At 67.3% G+C, this 19,275-nt stretch carries 15 protein-coding genes and 2 pseudogenes; 10 read left to right on the top strand and 7 right to left on the bottom strand.

Annotated features, from left to right (window positions below):
* Positions 1–253 precede the first annotated feature (253 nt).
* From VXM69_RS35250 to VXM69_RS35230, 5 genes are all read left to right on the top strand, one after another.
* On the top strand, positions 254–1,234 hold the full coding sequence (locus VXM69_RS35250) for a Dyp-type peroxidase (RefSeq protein WP_367190661.1): 981 nt from the start codon (positions 254–256) through the stop codon (positions 1,232–1,234).
* On the top strand, positions 1,227–2,042 hold the full coding sequence (locus VXM69_RS35245; RefSeq protein ID WP_034190491.1) for a family 1 encapsulin nanocompartment shell protein: 816 nt from the start codon (positions 1,227–1,229) through the stop codon (positions 2,040–2,042). Before VXM69_RS35250 ends, VXM69_RS35245 begins: the two co-directional genes overlap by 8 nt.
* 109 nt (positions 2,043–2,151) lie before the next feature.
* Positions 2,152–2,421, top strand: a complete 270-nt coding sequence (locus tag VXM69_RS35240; protein ID WP_049031555.1) for a hypothetical protein — start codon at positions 2,152–2,154, stop codon at positions 2,419–2,421.
* A gap of 620 nt (positions 2,422–3,041) precedes the next feature.
* The gene (locus VXM69_RS35235; protein ID WP_069705794.1) at positions 3,042–5,882 is read left to right on the top strand and encodes an AAA family ATPase; all 2,841 of its coding nucleotides are present in this window, start codon (positions 3,042–3,044) and stop codon (positions 5,880–5,882) included.
* Positions 5,883–6,004: 122 nt separating this feature from the next.
* Positions 6,005–8,284: an FdhF/YdeP family oxidoreductase gene (locus VXM69_RS35230; protein ID WP_034190493.1), complete on the top strand. Its 2,280-nt coding sequence runs from the start codon at positions 6,005–6,007 to the stop codon at positions 8,282–8,284.
* Positions 8,285–8,384: 100 nt separating this feature from the next.
* On the opposite strand, the gene VXM69_RS35225 is transcribed toward VXM69_RS35230, so the two are convergent.
* The gene (locus VXM69_RS35225; RefSeq protein ID WP_069705795.1) at positions 8,385–9,806 is read right to left on the bottom strand and encodes a cytosine permease; all 1,422 of its coding nucleotides are present in this window, start codon (positions 9,804–9,806) and stop codon (positions 8,385–8,387) included.
* 403 nt (positions 9,807–10,209) lie between these two features.
* Between VXM69_RS35225 and VXM69_RS35220 the strand changes: the two genes are divergently transcribed.
* Positions 10,210–11,142, top strand: a complete 933-nt coding sequence (locus VXM69_RS35220; RefSeq protein WP_367190660.1) for a LysR substrate-binding domain-containing protein — start codon at positions 10,210–10,212, stop codon at positions 11,140–11,142.
* A 45-nt stretch (positions 11,143–11,187) separates the two neighbouring features.
* On the opposite strand, the gene argE is transcribed toward VXM69_RS35220, so the two are convergent.
* The 4 genes from argE to VXM69_RS35200 form a co-directional block, all read right to left on the bottom strand.
* Complete coding sequence (argE, locus tag VXM69_RS35215) at positions 11,188–12,351, bottom strand: acetylornithine deacetylase (RefSeq protein ID WP_367190659.1); 1,164 nt, start codon at positions 12,349–12,351, stop codon at positions 11,188–11,190.
* Positions 12,344–13,021: a DUF1028 domain-containing protein gene (locus VXM69_RS35210; RefSeq protein ID WP_059561271.1), complete on the bottom strand. Its 678-nt coding sequence runs from the start codon at positions 13,019–13,021 to the stop codon at positions 12,344–12,346. The genes argE and VXM69_RS35210 overlap by 8 nt, the downstream gene beginning before the upstream one ends.
* 8 nt (positions 13,022–13,029) lie before the next feature.
* Positions 13,030–13,467, bottom strand: a complete 438-nt coding sequence (locus VXM69_RS35205) for a RidA family protein (protein ID WP_034190498.1) — start codon at positions 13,465–13,467, stop codon at positions 13,030–13,032.
* Between the two features lie 84 nt (positions 13,468–13,551).
* Positions 13,552–14,874, bottom strand: a complete 1,323-nt coding sequence (locus VXM69_RS35200) for an NAD(P)/FAD-dependent oxidoreductase (protein WP_226229509.1) — start codon at positions 14,872–14,874, stop codon at positions 13,552–13,554.
* A 703-nt stretch (positions 14,875–15,577) separates the two neighbouring features.
* Between VXM69_RS35200 and VXM69_RS35195 the strand changes: the two genes are divergently transcribed.
* The 4 genes and pseudogenes from VXM69_RS35195 to VXM69_RS35180 all read left to right on the top strand — a co-directional run.
* A complete protein-coding gene (locus VXM69_RS35195; RefSeq protein ID WP_175028498.1) occupies positions 15,578–15,739 on the top strand; it encodes a hypothetical protein in 162 nt (53 codons plus the stop codon).
* Between the two features lie 214 nt (positions 15,740–15,953).
* Positions 15,954–16,556, top strand: a pseudogene (locus tag VXM69_RS35190) (tryptophan--tRNA ligase); the annotation flags it as partial.
* Between the two features lie 55 nt (positions 16,557–16,611).
* Positions 16,612–17,368 (top strand): IS5 family transposase gene (locus VXM69_RS35185; protein ID WP_367190788.1). Its coding sequence is split into 2 segments (ribosomal slippage): positions 16,612–16,934 and positions 16,933–17,368, totalling 759 coding nucleotides; the frame shifts between segments, so codons are not numbered across the junction.
* Positions 17,369–17,377: 9 nt separating this feature from the next.
* Positions 17,378–17,794 (top strand): annotated as a pseudogene (locus tag VXM69_RS35180) (tryptophan--tRNA ligase); the annotation flags it as partial.
* 9 nt (positions 17,795–17,803) lie between these two features.
* Here VXM69_RS35180 and VXM69_RS35175 read toward each other — a convergent pair.
* Together VXM69_RS35175 and VXM69_RS35170 are read right to left on the bottom strand one after the other, a co-directional pair.
* Positions 17,804–18,217 (bottom strand): VOC family protein, encoded by a 414-nt coding sequence (locus tag VXM69_RS35175; protein ID WP_124608193.1) that lies wholly within the window; start codon positions 18,215–18,217, stop codon positions 17,804–17,806.
* Positions 18,218–18,310: 93 nt separating this feature from the next.
* A complete protein-coding gene (locus tag VXM69_RS35170; RefSeq protein WP_124608192.1) occupies positions 18,311–19,231 on the bottom strand; it encodes a bestrophin family protein in 921 nt (306 codons plus the stop codon).
* Between the last annotated feature and the right edge of the window lie 44 nt (positions 19,232–19,275).

Below are 19,275 nucleotides of genomic sequence, written 5' to 3'. Positions count from 1 at the left end.
GTGCGGGCAGGTCACGCGCCGGGCGGCCGGCCGCCGCTGCCGCGGCCCGTTGCGCGATGCCCGCGCAACGTCCTTCATCCGCATGTCACACAGAGAACAGTCGCATGACACAGTTCAACCGTTCGCCTTCGCGCGCCGCGGCACCCGCGGCCCGTCCGTCCCGACATGACTGACCGGCAGGCCGCGATGCAGACTACCCCTCCCCCTCTCCCAGGCCGTTCACAGCACGGTCACGCGCAGCGCGATCTTCCTCGTGGCGACGGTCAACCCCGGTGCCGATCACGCCGACACGATCCGGTCGTGGTGCGGCGACATCGCCGCGCTCGTGCGCTCGGTCGGCAAGCGCGTGCCGGGCGGCAACCTCACGTGCGTCTGCGGTTTCGGCGCCGACGCATGGGATGCGCTGTTCGGCGATCCGCGTCCCGCGTCGCTGCATCCGTTCCGCGAATTCGGCGCCGGCCAGCGCGTCGCGGTCGCGACGCCCGGCGACATCCTGCTGCACATCCGCGCCGAAGCGATGGACCTGTGCTTCGAACTCGCGACGCAACTGCTCGGCGCGCTCGGCGATGCGGTGACCGTCGTCGACGAGGTGCACGGTTTCCGCAATTTCGACCAGCGCGCGATGATCGGCTTCGTCGACGGCACCGAGAACCCGGAGGGCCGCGAAGCGGTCGACTTCACGGTGATCGGCGACGAGGATGCCGAATTCACCGGCGGCAGCTACGTGATCGTGCAAAAGTACCTGCACGACATGGCCGGCTGGAACGCGCTCGCGGTCGAAACGCAGGAGCGCATCATCGGCCGCACCAAACTGGCCGACATCGAGCTCGCGCCGGACGTGAAGCCGTCGTGCTCGCACAGCTCGCTGACGACGCTCGACGAAAACGGCCAGGAAGTGAAGATCCTGCGCGACAACATGCCGTTCGGGCGCCCGGGCGCCGGCGAATTCGGCACTTATTTCATCGGCTATGCGCGCTCGCCGGCGCCGATCGAGCAGATGCTCGAGAATATGTTCGTCGGCCGCCCGCCCGGCAACTACGACCGCCTGCTCGACTACAGCCGCGCGGTCACCGGCTCGCTGTTCTTCGTGCCGTCGGCCGACCTGCTCGAGGCGCTCGCGGACCGCGCGGCCCCGGCCGCCGACGCCGCGCCGCCGGAATCCACGCCGTCCGCGCCGCGTCGCGACGGCTCGCTGAACATCGGCTCGCTGAAAGGAACCCCGACCTATGAATAACCTGCACCGCGAACTCGCCCCGATCTCGTCGTCCGCCTGGGAACAAATCGAGGAGGAAGTGGCGCGCACCTTCAAGCGATCGGTGGCCGGCCGCCGCGTGGTCGACGTCGACGGGCCCGAAGGCCCCGAGCTGTCGGCCGTCGGCACCGGGCACCTGCTGGAGGTCACCGCACCGCGCGAGCACGTGAATGCGCGGCTGCGCGAAGTGCGCACGATCGTCGAGCTGACGGTGCCGTTCGAACTGAGCCGCGCAGCGATCGACAGCGTCGAGCGCGGCGCGCGCGACGCCGACTGGCAACCGGCGAAGGAAGCCGCGCAGCGGCTCGCGTTCGCCGAAGACAACGCGATTTTCGACGGCTATCCGGCCGCCGGGATCGTCGGCATCCGCGAAGGCACGTCGAACCGCAAGCTCACGCTGCCGGCGGACGTCAGCGCGTATCCGGACGCGATCAGCGACGCGCTCGAGGCGCTGCGCCTCGCCGGCGTCGACGGCCCGTACTCGGTCGTGCTCGGCTCGGACGCCTATACCGCGCTCAGCGAGGCGCGCGACCAGGGCTATCCGGTCCTCGGCCATATCAAACGCATCGTCAGCGGCGAGATCATCTGGGCGCCGGCGATCAGCGGCGGCTGCGTGCTGTCCACGCGCGGCGGCGATTACGAGTTGCACCTCGGGGAAGACGTATCGATCGGCTACACGAGCCACACCGACAAGGCCGTCCGCCTGTACCTGCGCGAAACGTTCACGTTCCTGATGCTGACGAGCGAGGCATCGGTGGCCGTGGCGCCGCAGGGCAACACGGCGGCCTGAGCCCGGTTGCCCGCGCGCGACGGCCCGAGCCCGGGCGTCGCGCGGGAACCGGCCGCGCCGCCGGCCGCATGTTCGTCGCCGATCGAGCCCATCCCGCATGGAGATTGTCATGAGCGATACGAATGATGCACTGCAGGCGCTGCAAGCGTCGGTCGATACGCTGAAGCAGGCCGTCGACGCGAACGCGGGCAGCCAGGCCGGCGACACCGCCGTGCTGTTTACCGTCGTCTCACTGATGCTGGCCGAGTTGCCGCCCGACACGCGCAACCTGATCGAGGATTCGTTCTCCGTCTGGGCCAATGGTCTGCCGAATGCGGCACTGTCGGCCGACGTGAAGCAGATCGCGCGGCAGCGACTTGCGATGAATCTGTCCGACTGATCGCGTTTCGACACGGTTGCGCCCTGTCCGGCGCGCCCCGTGCAACCCGCCCTCGTCCTCGGTTCCCGTGCACGCACCGGCTGCGGCGTGCGCGCGATCGGCCGTAACCGGTTCGCGCACGCTCGCGCTGCGGCATCCGCGCTGCGTCCCGTCTTCCGTATCGCCGGCCGTTTGCCGGCCGCCAGCCCCCTGCGCGCCGATGTCGCACCGTGCGGCGTCCGCGCGCCCCCGCTTGCCGTGTCCGGCCATCGCGCGCTGCGCCCGCCGCGCACGCCCGTGCCGCCGTGCGCGCGCCCGTCTGTACTCCTTTCCGCCGACGCGCGCCGCCATGTGAGGGTGCAATTCACGGCCGGTCCGGCGTGGAACTGTGTCTTGGATGGCCCCCGCCGATTCGCTATTTTGAACGCAGTCGAAGCGATGCCGTGGGCTCCTCGCAGCACTCGCGTTTCCTGCCCCGACCGCGACCGTGCGCCACGCCGGCGCGCGCTGCGCGACCGCCCGGGCGCGGCACGCGCGCCGCCGCGCCGCGCGTCGTGCGAGCGCGGTCGGGACACGCGAGCGCCGCACCGCATCGGGACTTCACCCTTCGACCCACCTTCACAGACAGGAGCCAGACCACCATGCCCGCACTTTGCGATATCTGTCACGCCCGGCCGGCCGTCGCGCGCGCAACCGTGATGCAGGACGGCGAGCGCAAGACGATTTCGATCTGCGATTACCACTTCCGTCAGCTGATGCGGCATCAGAGCATGCTGAACCCGTTCGATTCGCTGCTGGGCGGTGGCGGCCCGTCTTCGCTGTTCGGCGGGCTCGGCGACGAATCGCCGCTCGCCGCCGAGATTCCGCGCGAATCGGTCGACCCGACCGACGCGTTCAGCGAACAGACGCTCGAACTGCTGCAGCGCGCGGCCGAGAAGGCACACGAGCTGCGCCGCAGCGAACTCGACTCCGAACACCTGCTGTACGCACTCGCGGACACCGACGTGTGCGCCGCGCTGCTGAAGGAACTGAAGCTGTCGCCGCAGGACATCCGGTCGTATATCGACGAGCATGCGCACACCGGCACGGCCGACCCCGATGCGCCGCTCGACAAGCTGTCGATCTCGCCGCGCGTCAAGAAAGCCGTGCAGTACGCGTTCCAGGCGTCGCGCGATCTCGGCCACTCGTACATCGGCCCCGAGCACCTGTTGATCGGGCTCGCATCGGTGCCGGACAGCGTCGCCGGCACGCTGCTGAAGAAATACGGCGTGACGCCCGAGGCGCTGCGCCAGAAAGTCGTGAAGGTGGTCGGCAAGGGCGCCGAGGACGGCCGCGTCGACGCGCCGACCGGCACGCCGAACCTCGACAAGTTCGGCCGCGACCTCACCGCGATCGCGCGCCAGGGCAAGCTCGACCCGGTGCTCGGTCGCGCGCAGGAAATCGAGAGCACGATCGAGGTACTCGCGCGCCGCAAGAAGAACAACCCGGTGCTGATCGGCGAGCCGGGCGTCGGCAAGACGGCGATCGTCGAAGGGCTCGCGCAGCGGATCGTCAACGGCGACGTGCCCGAAGTGCTGCGCGACAAGCGGCTCGTCGAAGTCAACATCAACTCGATGGTGGCCGGCGCGAAGTACCGCGGCGAATTCGAGGAGCGCGCGAAGCAGCTGATCGACGAAGTGACTGCGAAGCAGGACGAACTGATCCTGTTCATCGACGAGCTGCACACGATCGTCGGCGCGGGCCAGGGCGGCGGCGAAGGCGGCCTCGACATCGCGAACGTGCTGAAGCCCGCGCTCGCGCGCGGCGAGCTGAGCCTGATCGGCGCGACGACGCTCAACGAATACCAGAAGTACATCGAAAAGGACGCCGCGCTGGAGCGGCGCTTCCAGCCCGTGTTCGTGCCGGAGCCGAGCGTCGAGCAGACGATCGTGATCCTGCGCGGGCTGCGCGACAGCCTCGAGGCGCACCACCAGGTGACGTTCGCCGACGACGCGTTCGTCGCGGCCGCCGAATTCGCCGACCGCTACATCACGTCGCGTTTCCTGCCCGACAAGGCGATCGACCTGATCGACCAGGCCGCCGCGCGCGTGCGGATCGGCGCGACGTCGCGCCCGGTCGACATCCAGGAAGGCGAGGCGCAGATCGCGCAACTGAAGCGCGAGCAGGACTACGCGACGTCGCGCAAGCGCTTCGACGAAGCGAAGCAGTTCGAGGAGCAGATCAACGCGAAGCAGAAGTCCGTCGACGAGAAGATGGAGGCGTGGCAGCGCAAGACCGGCTCCGAGACGCTCGAAGTGACCGTCGAATCGGTGGCCGAGGTCGTGTCGCGGCTGACCGGCATCCCCGTGTCCGAGCTGACGCAGGAAGAGCGCCAGAAGCTGCTGAAGATGGAAGAACAGCTGCGCGAACGCGTGGTCGGCCAGAGCGATGCGGTCGTCGCCGTCAGCGACGCCGTGCGGCTGTCGCGCGCGGGGCTCGGCCAGACGCACCGGCCGATCGCGACGTTCCTGTTCCTCGGGCCGACGGGCGTCGGCAAGACCGAACTCGCGAAAGCGCTGGCCGAGACCGTGTTCGGCGACGAGCAGGCGATCATCCGCATCGACATGTCCGAGTACATGGAGCGGCACGCGGTTGCCCGGCTGATCGGCGCGCCGCCCGGCTACGTCGGCTACGACGAAGGCGGCCAGCTCACCGAGCGCGTGCGGCGCCGCCCGTACAGCGTGATCCTGCTCGACGAGATCGAGAAGGCGCATCCCGACGTCTACAACGTGCTGCTGCAGGTGTTCGACGACGGCCGGCTGACCGACGGCAAGGGCCGCGTGGTCGATTTCAGCAACACGATCATCATCGCGACCAGCAATCTCGGCGCGGCGATCATCATGGACAACCTCACGCAGCCGGAAGCCGCGCGCAAGACCGACAAGGCGATCCGCGAGGAACTGATGCAGGTGCTGAAGGGCCATTTCCGGCCCGAGTTCCTGAACCGGATCGACGAGGTGATCGTCTTCCACGCGCTGTCGAAGGACAACATCCGCGCGATCGTGCAGATCCAGCTCGACCGCGTGGTGCGTACGGCCGCCGCGCAGGACATCACGCTCGTGATGGGCGGCTCGCTCGTCGACCACCTGACCGAAGTCGGCTACCAGCCGGAATTCGGCGCGCGCGAGCTGAAGCGCCAGATCCGCCAGACCATCGAGACGCGGCTCGCGAAGGAGATCCTCGCCGACCGGCTGAAATCGGGCGACACCTGCGAGGTCGACTACGACAAGGACAGCGACGAAGTGAAGTTCAACAAGCTCGCCGCGCCGGAAGCGAAGGACAAGAAGGACGCCGGGAAGGACGCGGACGGCAAGGCCAGGCCGAACGGCAAGGCCGCCCAGGCATCCGGTGACGCGAAGGCGGACGACACGCCCGCCGACGCGCCGCCGCCCGCGGCGAAGTCGGGCAAGAAGTCGTCCGGCGCGAAGAAGGACGCACATTAAAAAAACGCGTACCCGGCAGACCGGGCACGCATGACCGGCTCCGTCCGCGGGACGGAGCCGCCCCACGCCGCGACACGGCGCAACCGAGCCACCCGTAGCGGGCCCGGCTCTTGGAGATTCACATGACAAATCGACGCGAAGTGCCAGGCATCAGGAAATACGATGGGCCCGCCGGCGGTTGGGGCGCGCTTCGCGCGACAGCCGATGCGGTGCGTACGCAGATGGAAACCATCGAGGCGCCGATCGTGCTGATGCGGACCAACCAGCCCGACGGCTTCGACTGCCCCGGCTGTGCGTGGCCCGACAAGGAACACAAGTCGACGTTCCAGTTCTGCGAGAACGGCGCGAAGGCCGTCACGTGGGAAGCGACGACCAAGCGCGTGACGCCCGAGTTCTTCGCGGCGAACACCGTATCGTCGCTGCTGCGCATGTCGGACTACGAACTGGAGGACATGGGGCGGCTCACGCATCCGCTCGTCTACGACCGCGCGAGCGACACGTTCCGCGCGATCGAATGGGACGACGCGTTCGCGCGCATCGGCGAAGTGCTGCGCGCGCTGCCGCCCGAGCAGGTCGAGTTCTACACGTCGGGCCGCGCGTCGAACGAAGCCGCGTACCTGTACCAGCTGTTCGCGCGCGAGCTCGGCACCAACAACTTCCCCGACTGCTCGAACATGTGCCACGAGCCGACCAGCGTCGGCCTGCCGCAGTCGATCGGCATCGGCAAGGGCACGGTGTCGCTGGAGGATTTCGACCACTGCGAGCTGATCATCTCGATCGGCCACAACCCCGGCACGAACCACCCGCGGATGATGGGCACGCTGCACGAGTGCGCGCGCCGCAACGTACCGATCATCGTGTTCAACCCGCTGCGTGAACGCGCGCTCGAACGCTTCGCCGATCCGCAGGACATGATCGAGATGGCGTCGTTCGGCTCGACGCGTATCGCGTCGACGTACTACCAGGTCGACGCGGGCGGCGACGCGGCCGCGCTGAAGGGCATCATGAAGGCGCTGCTGAAGCTCGAAGCCGAGCAAGGCAACGTGCTCGACCGCGATTTCATCGCGCAGCACACCAACGGCTTCGACGCGTTCTCGGCCGACCTCGAGGCCACGTCGTGGGACGACATCGAACGCGCCAGCGGCCTCAGCCAGGCACAGCTCGAACAGGTCGCGCTCGCGTACGCGAAGTCGAACGCGACGATCGTCACGTACGGCATGGGCGTCACGCAGCACAACAAGGGCACCGCGACCGTCCGCCTGATCGCCGACCTGCTGCTGATGCGCGGCAACATCGGCAAGCCCGGCGCCGGCGTGTGCCCGCTGCGCGGCCATTCGAACGTGCAGGGCAACCGCACCGTCGGCATCACCGAGAAGCCGTCGGCCGAGTTCCTGAAGAAGATCGAGGACGTGTGCGGCTTCACGCCGCCCGCGCATCACGGGCACGACGCCGTGCAGGCGATGCAGGCGATGATCGACGGCACCGCGAAGGCGCTGCTGTGCCTCGGCGGCAATTTCGCGGTCGCGCTGCCCGATCCCGAGCTGTCGTTCCCGGCGATGGCGAAGCTCGACCTGAGCGTGCATCTCGGGACGAAACTGAACCGTTCGCACCTGCTGGTCGGCAAGGAAACCTTCATCCTGCCGGTGCTCGGCCGCACCGAGCTCGACATGCAGGCGACCGGCCGCCAGTCGATCACCGTCGAGGATTCGATGTCGATGGTCCACGCGTCGGCCGGCAAGCTCAAGCCGGCATCCGACCAGTTGCGCTCGGAGCCCGCGATCGTCGCGGGAATCGCGCATGCGACGCTGCCGAACAGCAAGGTCGCATGGCTCGACCTGATCGCCGACTACGACCGCATCCGCGACCTGATCGACCGCACGGTGCCCGGCTTCGAGGCGTTCAACGAGCGCATCCGCACGCCGGGCGGCTTCCGCCTGCCGCTGCCGCCCACCGAGCGCGTGTGGCCGACGCCGACCGGCAAGGCGATGTTCTCGGTCTACAAGGGGGTGAAGGAGGACGCGGACGTGCTCGGCGCCGAGCAGGTGCTGCGGCTGATCACGCTGCGCAGCCACGACCAGTACAACACGACGATCTACGGGCTCGACGACCGCTATCGCGGCGTGTTCGGGCGACGCGACGTGCTGTTCATGAACGTGGCCGACCTCGCGAAGTACGGGCTCGAGCACGGCGACCTCGTCGACATCGAGACGATCACCGCGTCGGGCCGCACGCTGCGCCTCGAGAAGATCACCGCGATCGAGTACGACATCGCGCCGGGCTCGGTCGGCGCGTACTATCCGGAAGCGAACGTGCTCGTGCCGCTCGACTACATCGACAAGGAAAGCGGCACGCCGTCGTACAAGTCGGTGCCGGTGCGCGTCGTGCGCTCGGCCGTCGTTTGACGGACCGGCAGGCGGGCGGTGCATCGTTCACCGCGCGCCTGCCCGATCCCTGCCACCGGCCGCCGCGCGCCGCAACCCGGGCGGCGGCCCTCCCCGCCTTTCAGCGCGCTGCCGTCGGCGGCAGGTGCGCCGCACCCTGCCGGCGCCGATACGCGCTGTCGCGCGTCGCGAGCCAGTAGTACAGCGGCGAGGTCAGCAGCAGCCCCACGAGCCACGACAGGTCCGCACCGCCCAGGTGCGCGGGAATCGGGCCCGCGTACATCGGCGTGTTCATGAACGGAATCTGCACGAGGATGCCGATCGCATACGCGAGCAGCGCCTGCGGATTGAAACGGCCGTAGATCCCGCCGTCCACCCTGAAGATCGACTGGATGTCGTACTTGCCCTTGTGGATCACGTAGAAGTCGATCAGGTTGATCGCCGTCCACGGCACCAGCACGACCAGCAGCGCGAGCACGAGATCGACGAGGTTGCCGACGAAGTTCGTCGATGCCCCGATCGCCGCGTAGCAGCATGCGACGAAGATCACGACCGACACCACCGCGCGCGCCTTCGCGGTCGGAATCCACTTGTACGCGAACGTCTGCACCGACGTGATCACCGCGAGCACCGCGCCGTACAGGTTCAGCGCGTTGTGGCTGATCACGCTCAGCAGGAACAGCACGAGCATCAGCGGGCCGAGCGGGCCCGTCGCCTGCTTGACGGCGTCCATCGTGTCCGCGCCGGCCGGCACCGCGAGCACCGCGACCGCGCCGAAGATGAACGCGAGCGTCGAGCCGATCGTGCAGCCGAGATAGGTCGCCCAGAACGTCGACGCGACGCCGACGTTCTCCGGCAGATAACGCGAATAGTCCGACACGTACGGCGCGAACGCGATCTGCCACAACGCCGACAGCGACACCGTCGCGAGCCAGCCCGCGAAGTCGAAGCCGCCGCGCGTCAGGAAATCGTCGGTCGTCACGTGCGAGAGGATCATCCAGAAGCCGACGAAGATGCCGATGCCGAGCACCCACGTGCCGATGCGGTTCAGGATGTGGATGAACCGGTAGCCGACGATCCCGATCAGCCCGGAGCCCACCGCGCCGATCACGATGCCGACGGGCACCGGCACCGACGCCGCGATGCCGTGTACCGACTTGCCGGCCAGCACGATGTTCGACGCGAAGAAGCCGACGTACATCACGGCCGCGATCACCGTGACGAGCAGCGCGCCCCACGAGCCGAACTGCGCGCGGCTCTGGATCATCTGCGGGATGCCCATCTGCGGCCCCTGCGCCGAGTGCAGCGCCATCAGCACGCCGCCGACGGCCTGACCGACGACGATCGCGACGATGCCCCACATCAGGTTCAGGTGGAACATCTGCACGCCGAGCGCACCCGTCACGATCGGCAGCGGCGCGATGTTGCCGCCGAACCAGAGCGTGAACAGGTCGCGCACCTTGCCGTGGCGCTCTGCGGGCGGCACATAGCCGATCGTGTGCTTCTCTATCATCGGGGACGCATTGCGTTCCGCGTTCGTCATGGTCAAGTCTCCTGTCCTGCGCGCCGATGCGCGCGTGCCGTTTCCGCTGGTGCGCGTCGGGGTGCGCGCCTGCAATCGGGTCCGGATACGCGAGCAACGACGCGCCGCGTGCATGCGCGGCGGCGTCGAACGAAGCGGACGAGGCACGCCGGCGGGGACGGATGACATGTCCCGCCGGCGTGGGCGCGGCCGCTTCGCGAGCGTCGTGATCCAGGTTGGAGACGATGGTGCGCCACGACCGTCGCGGCCGGAAAATACTAAAAATATTTCCGCGACATACGAAAAAGCTCTGCAGCGGAAATTCCGGCGCCGAACGACTTCGGGTAAGGTGCCAGGGTCTGTTTCCCCATGGAACGCGCATGCGCCCGCGGCGGCACGCCGGGGCCGGGCATCAGAGGTGCTTGTGGCTCACTACACTTTGCGGCAACTGAAATACTTCATCACGACGGTCGAATCCGGCAGCGTCGCCGAAGCCTCGCGTCAGCTCTTCATCGCGCAGCCGTCGATTTCCAGCGCGATCAAGGGGCTGGAGGAGAGCTTCGGCGTGAAGCTGTTCATCCGCCATCACGCGCAAGGCGTGTCGCTGACGCCGTCCGGCACGCGCTTCTACCGGAAAGCGCAGGAGCTGCTGCGCATCGCGCACGAATTCGAACAGAACGCACTCGCCGACAACGACGTGATTACCGGGCAGATCGACATCGGCTGCTTCGAGACGGTCGCACCGCTCTACCTGCCGCAATTGATCGCGGGCTTTCGCGAGCGCTACCCGGGCGTGAACATCCGGCTGCGCGACGGCGACCAGCAGGAACTCGTGCAGGGCCTGACGTCCGGCACGTTCGATCTCGCCCTCATGTACGACCACGATCTCGAGGGCACGATCGAGACCGAACCGTTGATGCCGCCGCAACAGCCGTACGTGCTGCTGCCGGAGAACCATCGGTTCGCCGGCCAGGCGCACGTGTCGCTGCGCGACCTGTGCGTCGAGCCGATGATCCTGCTCGACGTGCAGCCCAGCCGCACGTATTTCGTCAGCCTGTTCCATGAACTCGGCCTCACGCCGAACATCGTGTTCGGCTCGCCGTCGATCGAGATGGTGCGCGGCATGGTCGGCCAGGGATTCGGCTTCTCGCTGCTCGTCACGCGCCCGCATTCCGAATACACGTACGACGGCCAGCGCGTCGTGACGATCGGCCTCAGCGAAACGGTGAGCCCGTCGGGGCTCGTGAGCGCACGGCTGAAGCGGGGACAGCTCACGAAGCAGGCGCAGTCGTTCGTCGATTTCTGCCGTGAACGGCTCGCGCGAATCGTCGCGGAATCGGCGCGACAAGGAACGTGAAGCGCACGCGCCGCGGGACGCGGCGCATGCATCCAGGCTGCAGGCTCAGGCCGCCGAGGAAAGATGCGCGGCCAGGCGGCCCAGCATCGCGTCGCAGCCGTGAAGTTGCTCGAGCGTGACGAACTCGTCGGGCTTGTGCCCCTGGTCCATGCTGCCGGGCCCGCACACCACCGTCGGAATGCCGGCCTGCCCGAACAGTCCGCCCTCGGTGCCGAACGCGACCGTGCCGAATGCGTCGGAACCGCTCAACATCGCGAGCAGGCGCGCAGCTTCACTGTCCGGCGCGGTGGCCAGCCCCGGATACGCGCCCAGCGCCTGCAAGCGAATGTCGGTATCGGGCTGCACCGCACGCATCTTCGGCAACAGCTCGGATTCCGCGTAGTCCTGCAGCGTCCTCGGCACGTCGTGCGCGTCGAAATACGGCAGCGCACGCACCTCGAAATCGAACTCGCATTCGGCCGGCACGATGTTCAATGCGCGGCCGCCCTTGATCAGTCCCGTCTGCACGGTCGAGAACGGCGGATCGAAACGGCCGTCGTGCCGCTCGGGTCGCGCGAGCGCCGCGCCGATCTCGCCGAGCCGGCCGATCAGCTTCGCCGCATAGTCGATCGCGTTGACGCCCGACGGGGCGTACGCCGAGTGACACGCGGCGCCCTTCACGTGACAACGCATCGCGAGCTTGCCCTTGTGACCGAGCACCGGCTTCAGTTCGGTCGGCTCGCCGATCAGGCACAGCCGCGGCCGATGCTCGCGCGCGGCCAGCGCGTCGAGCATCGGCCGCACGCCGAGGCAACCGACTTCCTCGTCATAGGAGAACGCGAAATGCACCGGCATGCTCAAAGGCCGCGACACGAACGCCGGAACGGCCGCGAGTGCCGACGCGATGAAGCCCTTCATGTCGGCCGTGCCGCGGCCATACAGGCGGCCGTCGCGCTCGGTCAGCCGGAACGGCTCGACCGTCCACGCCTGCCCTTCGACCGGCACCACGTCGGTGTGACCCGACAGCGCGATGCCGCCGCGATCGCGCGGGCCGATCGTCGCGTACAGGCTCGCCTTCGTGCGCTCGGCGTTGTAGAACAGCTCGCTCGCCACGCCGAAACCCGCGAGATGGTCGCGGATGAAGCCGATCATCTCGAGGTTCGAATCTCGGCTGACCGTGGCGAAGCCGATCAACCGTTCGAGCAGCGCACGGCTCGACGTGTCACTCATCGCCCGGCACTCCGTAGCTCGGCGCGGCGGTCGGGTTCAGCGCGCGCGTCTGGTAGTCCTGCATCTGCGGCCGATACGCGCGCCACAGCGCATCGAGTTGCCCGATCGGATCGGTATCGGCCCAGTCGACGCGCAGGTCGACGATCGGCCAGGTCACGTCGCCGGCCACCTTCAACGCGGCCGAATGTACCGGACCGGCTTCGCCGCCGGCCGCCATCGCGGCATGCATCGCGGCCAGCAGGCGATCGGCGAGCAGGCCGTGCGCCTGTTCGAACGCCCGCGCCATCGCGTCGATCACGGCCGGCGCGGCCAGCAGGTTGCCGGCCGCCACGCACTGCTCGCCCTGCACCGCGTGATGGGTGCCGAGCGCTTCCTTGCCGGTGAAACACGCCGTCTGCCCCTGCCCGTCGATCACCGTGACCTGCCGGTACTGGCTCCAGCCGTTCGCGCTGAGCGCGCGGTCGAGCGCCGCGGCCGGCGCAAGCTGGTCGTGCTCGATCAGATCGAGAATCTGCGGCCCGAGCGCCGGCAGCGTGATGTTCTGCGTCGCGACGGCGCCCACGCCCGCGCGCACCCACGGGCAGCGCGCGCCCACCGCGATGCTCGACGAACTGATCGCGATCCCGAGCTGGCCTGTCTCCGGGCAGCGCCCGACGATGGAGAAAGTCATGTCGCCTCCTATGCGCGGTTCGGCTGCCAGTTGTCGGGGACCACCGCGATCACGTCGATCTCCATCAGCCATTGCGGCTGGCCGAGCGCCGAGACGACGAGCCCCGTCGAGATCGGATAGACGCCCTTCAGCCACTTGCCGACTTCCTGGTACACCGGTTCGCGATAACGCGGATCGATCAGGTAGGTCGTCGTCTTCACGATATGCGTGAGGTCGCTGCCGGCTTCCTCCAGCAGCTGCTTGACGTTCTTCATCGCCTGCTCGGCCTGCGCGCGCGGATCGCCGAGACCGATCAGGTTGCCGTCGAAATCGGTGCCGACCTGGCCGCGCACGTAGACGGTGTTGCCGGCGCGCACGGCCTGGCACAGGTCGTTGTCGAGCGTCTGGTTCGGGTAGGTATCCTTGGTGTTGAACATGCGGATACGCGTATGGGTAGGCTGGCTCATCGAGGTCCTTCGAGTGTCGGTGGGTACGCCCGCCGCGCCGGAAGCGGCCGCGGCGCAGCGGATGCGTGTCGGTCCGTCAGGTGGTCAGTTCGTCGCTTCGGCGAGCGGGCGCGCGTCGGCCGGTGCCTGCTGGGCTGCCACGCGACGCTGCGACGCATCGTGGTACGCGAGGTACTTGCGTTGCGTGACGATGTGATCGGCGATGTGTTTCGCGTCGTGCCACACGCCCCAGATGAAGCTGGAGCCGCGCCGCGACAGCCACGGCAACCCGAGGAAATAGATGCCGGGCTCCTTCGACACGCCGCGCTGGTGCTGCGGCTTGCCGTTCGGCGCGAACGCGTCGACGTTGAGCCAACCGTAGTCGACTGCGTAGCCAGTCGCCCAGACGATCGACGTGACGCCCGCGCCGGCGAGATCGAGCGCGAGGATCGGATGCGCGACGCAGTCGGGGTTCGGCAGGATGCGCCGCGCTTCCGGCTCTTCCGGCAGGTCGAGGCCGTTGCGTGCCGCGTAGGCATCGGCCGCGTCGAGCAGCGACAGGTAGTTCTCGTCGCCGCGGGCGAGATTGACCGCGAGATCGCGTTCGAACACGGCCACGCCACCGTCGAACGACTTCGTCAGCCCGACGAGCGTCACGCCCTGGTTCGCGAGCGCGCGGAAATCGACCGTGTGGCCGCCGCGCGCCCCGCTCACCGCGATCGTCACGTGTTCGCGGCCGGGCGTCGCGACTTCCTTGTCCCATTCGCCGAGCACGCCGAGCCACCAGCAGAAGTCGCGGCCGCGATATGCGCGCGGCGGGCGATCGTGCGGCCCGACCGACAGATACACCTGCCGACCCGCGCGCTGCAGCTCGTCGGCGATCTGCACGCCCGACGAGCCGGCGCCGACCACCAGCACCGCGCCGTCCGGAAGCTGGCCCGGATTGCGATAGTCGGCGGAATGGATCTGCACGAGGCGCGCATCGTCCGGCGCGATCGGCGGAACGACCGGGCGCTGGAACGGCCCCGTCGCGACGACCACGCGGTTCGCCTCGATCGTGCCGTCGGACGTCTCGACGACGAAGCCCGGCTTGCCGGTGTTGCGCACGACGTTCGTCACGTCGACGCCCGTGCGGATCGGCGCGTTGAACTTGCGCGCATACGCTTCGAAGTAATCGGCGACCTGGTCTTTCGATGCGAACGCATCGGGATCGAGGCCGTCGAATTCGAGCCCCGGGAAACGGTCGTGCCACGCGGGGCCGTTCGCGACCAGTGAATCCCAACGCCCGGTGCGCCAGCGCTCGGCGATGCGGCTGCGCTCCAGCACGAGATGGGGCACGCCCAGCTTGCCCAGATGCTCGCTCATGGCCACGCCGGCCTGCCCGGCGCCGACGACGAGCGTATCGATTGAGGTTGTTTCGACTGCCACGGCTGTCTCCTTCAGCTTCTGACGTGCGGCTCGCTGCGACGTTCGTGCTGTCGGGCGAGTGGGAATGGAGACATTCTGCGGACAGGCCGCCTGGCGCGAAATGATGTTTTTTGTTGGTGTTGACGAGAAAAAAGCTGGGGCGGGAGCGATGGAGGTACCGACGATGACCACGCTTGCAGCAGAGCCCATACGTCGTTCAGGTTGCGCGGGCAGAATCTCCGCATGTCGGGAAACGCAGCCTTCGGGTCCTGCGCCAGCCGATCGATGACCTTCGCCCCACCCTTGTCGTTCCTGGTGTTCGAAAGCGTCGCCACCGATCCGCCAGTACAGCGTCACCCACTCACGATTCACGCTTGCGACGGCGTATCCACGGGCAAGCTCGACCCGCTGCTCGAGCTCCGTGAGCCCGCGGCGATAGTCTGCCTCGCCGGACCGACGGAGAGCCGATCGAGCCGCCCGACAATTCTTGACTGTGTCCGCATCGTCGAACTGGTAGCATGCGCGTCACATCGGCATGGAAGCGGATACGCGACACTCGATCGTTCCCTTTTATGTCCCACGACCGGCTAACCTCGCCAACGCACCCTCGGCGACTTGGTGTCTCAGACGGCACCCAGCCCCGTAGAACCCCGCAACACCCCGGCGTCGCCCCGCGCGACCCGTTGCAGTAACCGTTGGAGTGGCGCACCCCGCGCCTGCAAGCATGAAAAATTCGAACCCGCCCACCCGCCCTGCCCCGCGGCGCGACAAAGACCGCACACCGCTCGTCCGCGCCGGCGCGTGGCTGCTGATGGTCGGCCTGCTGTACCTGCTGTGGCCGTCCGCCGAAACCGCGTACCTCGCGATGGAGTCGATGATCCGCTGACGCGCACGCCCGGCCGCGCACTACGCTATACTCGCGCGATGGAAACCCAACCCGCCTCGCCGATCGTGCATTGCTGGTGGCGCGCCTGACCCAGGCGGCCCGTTTCCTTTTGCACGTCCCAAACGTGATGCCGCCAGCCATGGCGGCATTTGCGTTTCTGCACCGCACCGACATCATGGCTGGCGCCTTCGACAACCCGGAGCCAACGACGACCATGACGCAACCCACCCGCCCGACCATCCTCACCGGCGACCGCACGACCGGCCCGCTGCATCTCGGCCACTACATCGGCTCGCTACGCGCGCGCGTGCAGATGCAGCACGAAGCGAAGCAATTCCTGCTGCTCGCCGATACGCAGGCGCTGACCGACAACATGGGCCGCCGCCAGCGCGTCACCGAGAACGTGATCGAGGTCGCGCTCGACTACCTCGCCGTCGGTATCGACCCTGCGGTCTCGACGATCGTCGTGCAGTCGCAGGTGCCCGAACTCGCCGAGCTGTCGCAATACCTGCTCAACCTCGTCACGGTCGCGCGCCTCGAACGCAATCCGACCATCAAGGAAGAGATCCGCCTGCGCGGGTTCGAGCGCGACATCCCCGCCGGTTTCCTGACCTACCCGGTGAGCCAGGCAGCCGACATCACCGCGTTCAAGGCGACGCACGTGCCGGTCGGCGACGATCAGTTGCCGATGATCGAACAGACCAACGAACTCGTGCGCCGCTTCAACGCGACCGTCGAGCAGCCGGTGCTGGTCGAATGCGAGGCCGTGCTGTCGTCGGTCACGCGGCTGCCGGGCATCGACGGCAAGGCTAGGGTCTGTTTACATTCGATGAAATGTGTTTACATCTTGTTTTTTGCACGATCAAGGCAAGATGGTCCGAACATTACTGAGCGACGAGGTATGGGCACGAATCGAGTATGTCCTGCCAGGCAAGGAAGGCGACCCGGGGCGAACGGCAGCCGACAATCGGTGGTTTGTCGAGGCCGTTCTCTGGATCGGCCGCACGGGTTGTCCGTGGCGCGACTTGCCGAAGGAATTCGGCCGATGGCATACGGTGTACATGCGCTTCTCCCGGTGGCGTCGCAAAGGCGTGTGGGAACGCGTGGCACATGCGGTATCCGACGAGACGGAAATCAAACGCGTGCTGATCGACTCGACCATCGTGCGAGCACACCAGCATTCGGCAGGCGCCCGAAAAAAGCGGCCCGCAAGCGCTCGGCCGCTCACGAGGAGGATTGACGACCAAGTTGCATCTGGCCGTTGATGAAGCCGGGCGGCCGCTGCGAATGATTGTCACGCAAGGACAGGTCTCGGACATTTCGTGTGCGCACGAATTGGTCGAGCATCTGCGCACGGGCGCCGTGATTGCTGACAAAGGTTACGACTCGGACGCCTTCGTGAACACCATCCGCGCTACGCGCGCGAAGGCCGTTATCCCGCCGCGTTCGAATCGAAAGACCAAACGTCGGTACAGCCGCGTGCTGTATCGAACTCGGAACATCGTCGAACGCTTCTTCAATCGCATCAAACATTTTCGTCGTGTCTCCACTCGTTACGACAAGCTCGCCGGTAACTATCTCGCCTTCGCGGTGCTTGCTTGCGCCTTTGGACCGCTGGTGAGAATGTGAACAGGACCTAAGATGAGCAAGTCGCTCGGCAATGCGATCACGCTCGGCTCGACGCCGGACGAGATCGCGCAGGCCGTGAAGGACATGTACACCGATCCGAACCACCTGCGCGTGAGCGATCCCGGCCAGGTCGAGGGCAACGTCGTGTTCACGTTCCTCGATGCGTTCGAGCCGGACGTCGCGAAGGTCGACGAACTGAAGGCCCACTATCGCCGCGGCGGCCTCGGCGACAGCGTCGTCAAGCGCGTGCTGAACGAGCGGCTGCAGGCGTTGATCGAGCCGATCCGCGCGCGCCGTCGCGAGTTCGAGGCCGACAAGGCCGAGGTGATGGCGACGCTGAAGCGCGGCACGCTGCACGCACGGGAAGTGGCGGGTGCAACGATCGCGGAGGTGAAGCGCGCGATGGAGCTCACGTATTTCGATTGAGCAGCGCCGTCACGGCCGCTCGCGCGCCGGCACCGCCGCATGACACACGGCCTCGACCCGGTTGCCGGCCGGATCGACCAGAAAGGCCGCGTAGTAGTCGCCGTGGTAGTGCGGCCGCAATCCGGGGTCGCCGTCGGACTGGCCGCCCGTGGCAAGGCCAGCCTCGAAGAACGCATGCACCTGCTCGCGGGACGCGGCCTTGAAACACCAGTGCCGCTTGCTCGTCCCGATTTCGGCGGGATCCAGATACACCGCCAGAAAAGTCGATGCAGGGTCGTTCGCGCTGCAACGTTCGCCATAGCCGAGCGCATTGGGCCGGTCATAGACCTTGGTCGCGCCCAGCGCAGTCATGACGCCATCGTAGAAGGGGCGTGCCAGGTCGATGTCCGGAACGCCGATCGACACGTGATCAAGCAGTTGCATGGTGTAGGCTCCATTGAACGAGCACGAGTCTACACAACCCCTCCCGGTCGGACCGATCAACCTTACCGACGACTACACTACCGACCACGCTCCCTACGTGATCTGATACGTCGACGCCGGCACGAACTCCTCCGGCATCGGCCGATCCCCGAGTTCCAGCACCGACCGCTCGATCGTGCGCGTGATCGCGTCGAGCGCGAGCGCATTCGGCGCAAGGCCGAACGGTTCGGCCACTTCGTTCGCGATCGCTTCGAGCGCGATCAGCGTGTAGGCAATGAACACGCAGATCAGCGGCGTGAAGAACTCCGTCGAATCGACGAGCCCGAACGGCAGCAGCACGCAATACGCATAGACGGTGCGATGCAGCAGCACGCTGTATGAAAACGGGATCGGCGTCGACAGGATGCGCTCGCAACCGCCCACCGACTTGCCGAGCTCGTCGAGTTGCGTCTCGAACATCCAGCAGGTCGTGCCGCTGCCGGCCGCGGGGCCCAGCGCACGAACGATGCCGCCGCGCAGTTCGTCGAGGATCGCGACCGGCTTGTAGCATTTGCCGCCGAGCGCGGCCGTGCGCTCCGCCCCGAGAATGCGCAGCAGGTCCGCGGTCGGGTCGGTATGACGCAATTGATGCTTCAGCGCATACGCAAGCGCGATCAGCAGGTCGGCAAGCCGGTTGCGCTCCGCGTCGCTCACGCCGTCGGGCAGGTAGCGATGCAGTTGCGACGTCACGGCGCGCGCGGCGATCAGCAGGTTGCCCCACAGATGCCGCGCCTCCTTGAAACGCTCGAAGCTCGCGTTGTTGCGAAACCCGAGGAAGATCGCGAGCGCGAGCCCGAACAGCGTAAACGGCGCGGTGTTGAGCGGAATCTTCTCGCCGAAGATGCGCCCGTTCGTGAAGACCGCCAGCGTGCTGACGATCGCCATGAACACGAGCTGCGGAATGATCGATTGGAGCACGGAGCCGTTCCATACGAACAGCATCCTGAGCCAGTTCTGTCGTGGTCGGACGATCATGATGTTTTCTCGACTGCCAAAGGAATACGCAACCCGTTGCGCCC

The organism is Burkholderia sp. Ed8 (assembly GCF_040761425.1).
GTDB lineage: Bacteria > Pseudomonadota > Gammaproteobacteria > Burkholderiales > Burkholderiaceae > Burkholderia > Burkholderia seminalis.
The sequence above is the reverse complement of the archived record's forward strand: the minus strand, read 5'-3'. Positions and strand labels throughout refer to the sequence as shown.

Bases quoted from the DNA above. Each gene is read 5' to 3' on its own strand.
- VXM69_RS35245 (WP_034190491.1), top strand. From the start codon at position 1,227: ATGAATAACCTGCACCGCGAACTCGCCCCGATCTCGTCGTCCGCCTGG.
- VXM69_RS35240 (WP_049031555.1), top strand. From the start codon at position 2,152: ATGAGCGATACGAATGATGCACTGCAGGCGCTGCAAGCGTCGGTCGAT.
- VXM69_RS35235 (WP_069705794.1), top strand. From the start codon at position 3,042: ATGCCCGCACTTTGCGATATCTGTCACGCCCGGCCGGCCGTCGCGCGC.
- VXM69_RS35230 (WP_034190493.1), top strand. From the start codon at position 6,005: ATGACAAATCGACGCGAAGTGCCAGGCATCAGGAAATACGATGGGCCC.
- VXM69_RS35225 (WP_069705795.1), bottom strand. From the start codon at position 9,806: ATGACGAACGCGGAACGCAATGCGTCCCCGATGATAGAGAAGCACACG.
- argE (WP_367190659.1), bottom strand. From the start codon at position 12,351: ATGAGTGACACGTCGAGCCGTGCGCTGCTCGAACGGTTGATCGGCTTC.
- VXM69_RS35210 (WP_059561271.1), bottom strand. From the start codon at position 13,021: ATGACTTTCTCCATCGTCGGGCGCTGCCCGGAGACAGGCCAGCTCGGG.
- VXM69_RS35205 (WP_034190498.1), bottom strand. From the start codon at position 13,467: ATGAGCCAGCCTACCCATACGCGTATCCGCATGTTCAACACCAAGGAT.
- VXM69_RS35195 (WP_175028498.1), top strand. From the start codon at position 15,578: ATGAAAAATTCGAACCCGCCCACCCGCCCTGCCCCGCGGCGCGACAAA.
- VXM69_RS35175 (WP_124608193.1), bottom strand. From the start codon at position 18,217: ATGCAACTGCTTGATCACGTGTCGATCGGCGTTCCGGACATCGACCTG.
- VXM69_RS35170 (WP_124608192.1), bottom strand. From the start codon at position 19,231: ATGATCGTCCGACCACGACAGAACTGGCTCAGGATGCTGTTCGTATGG.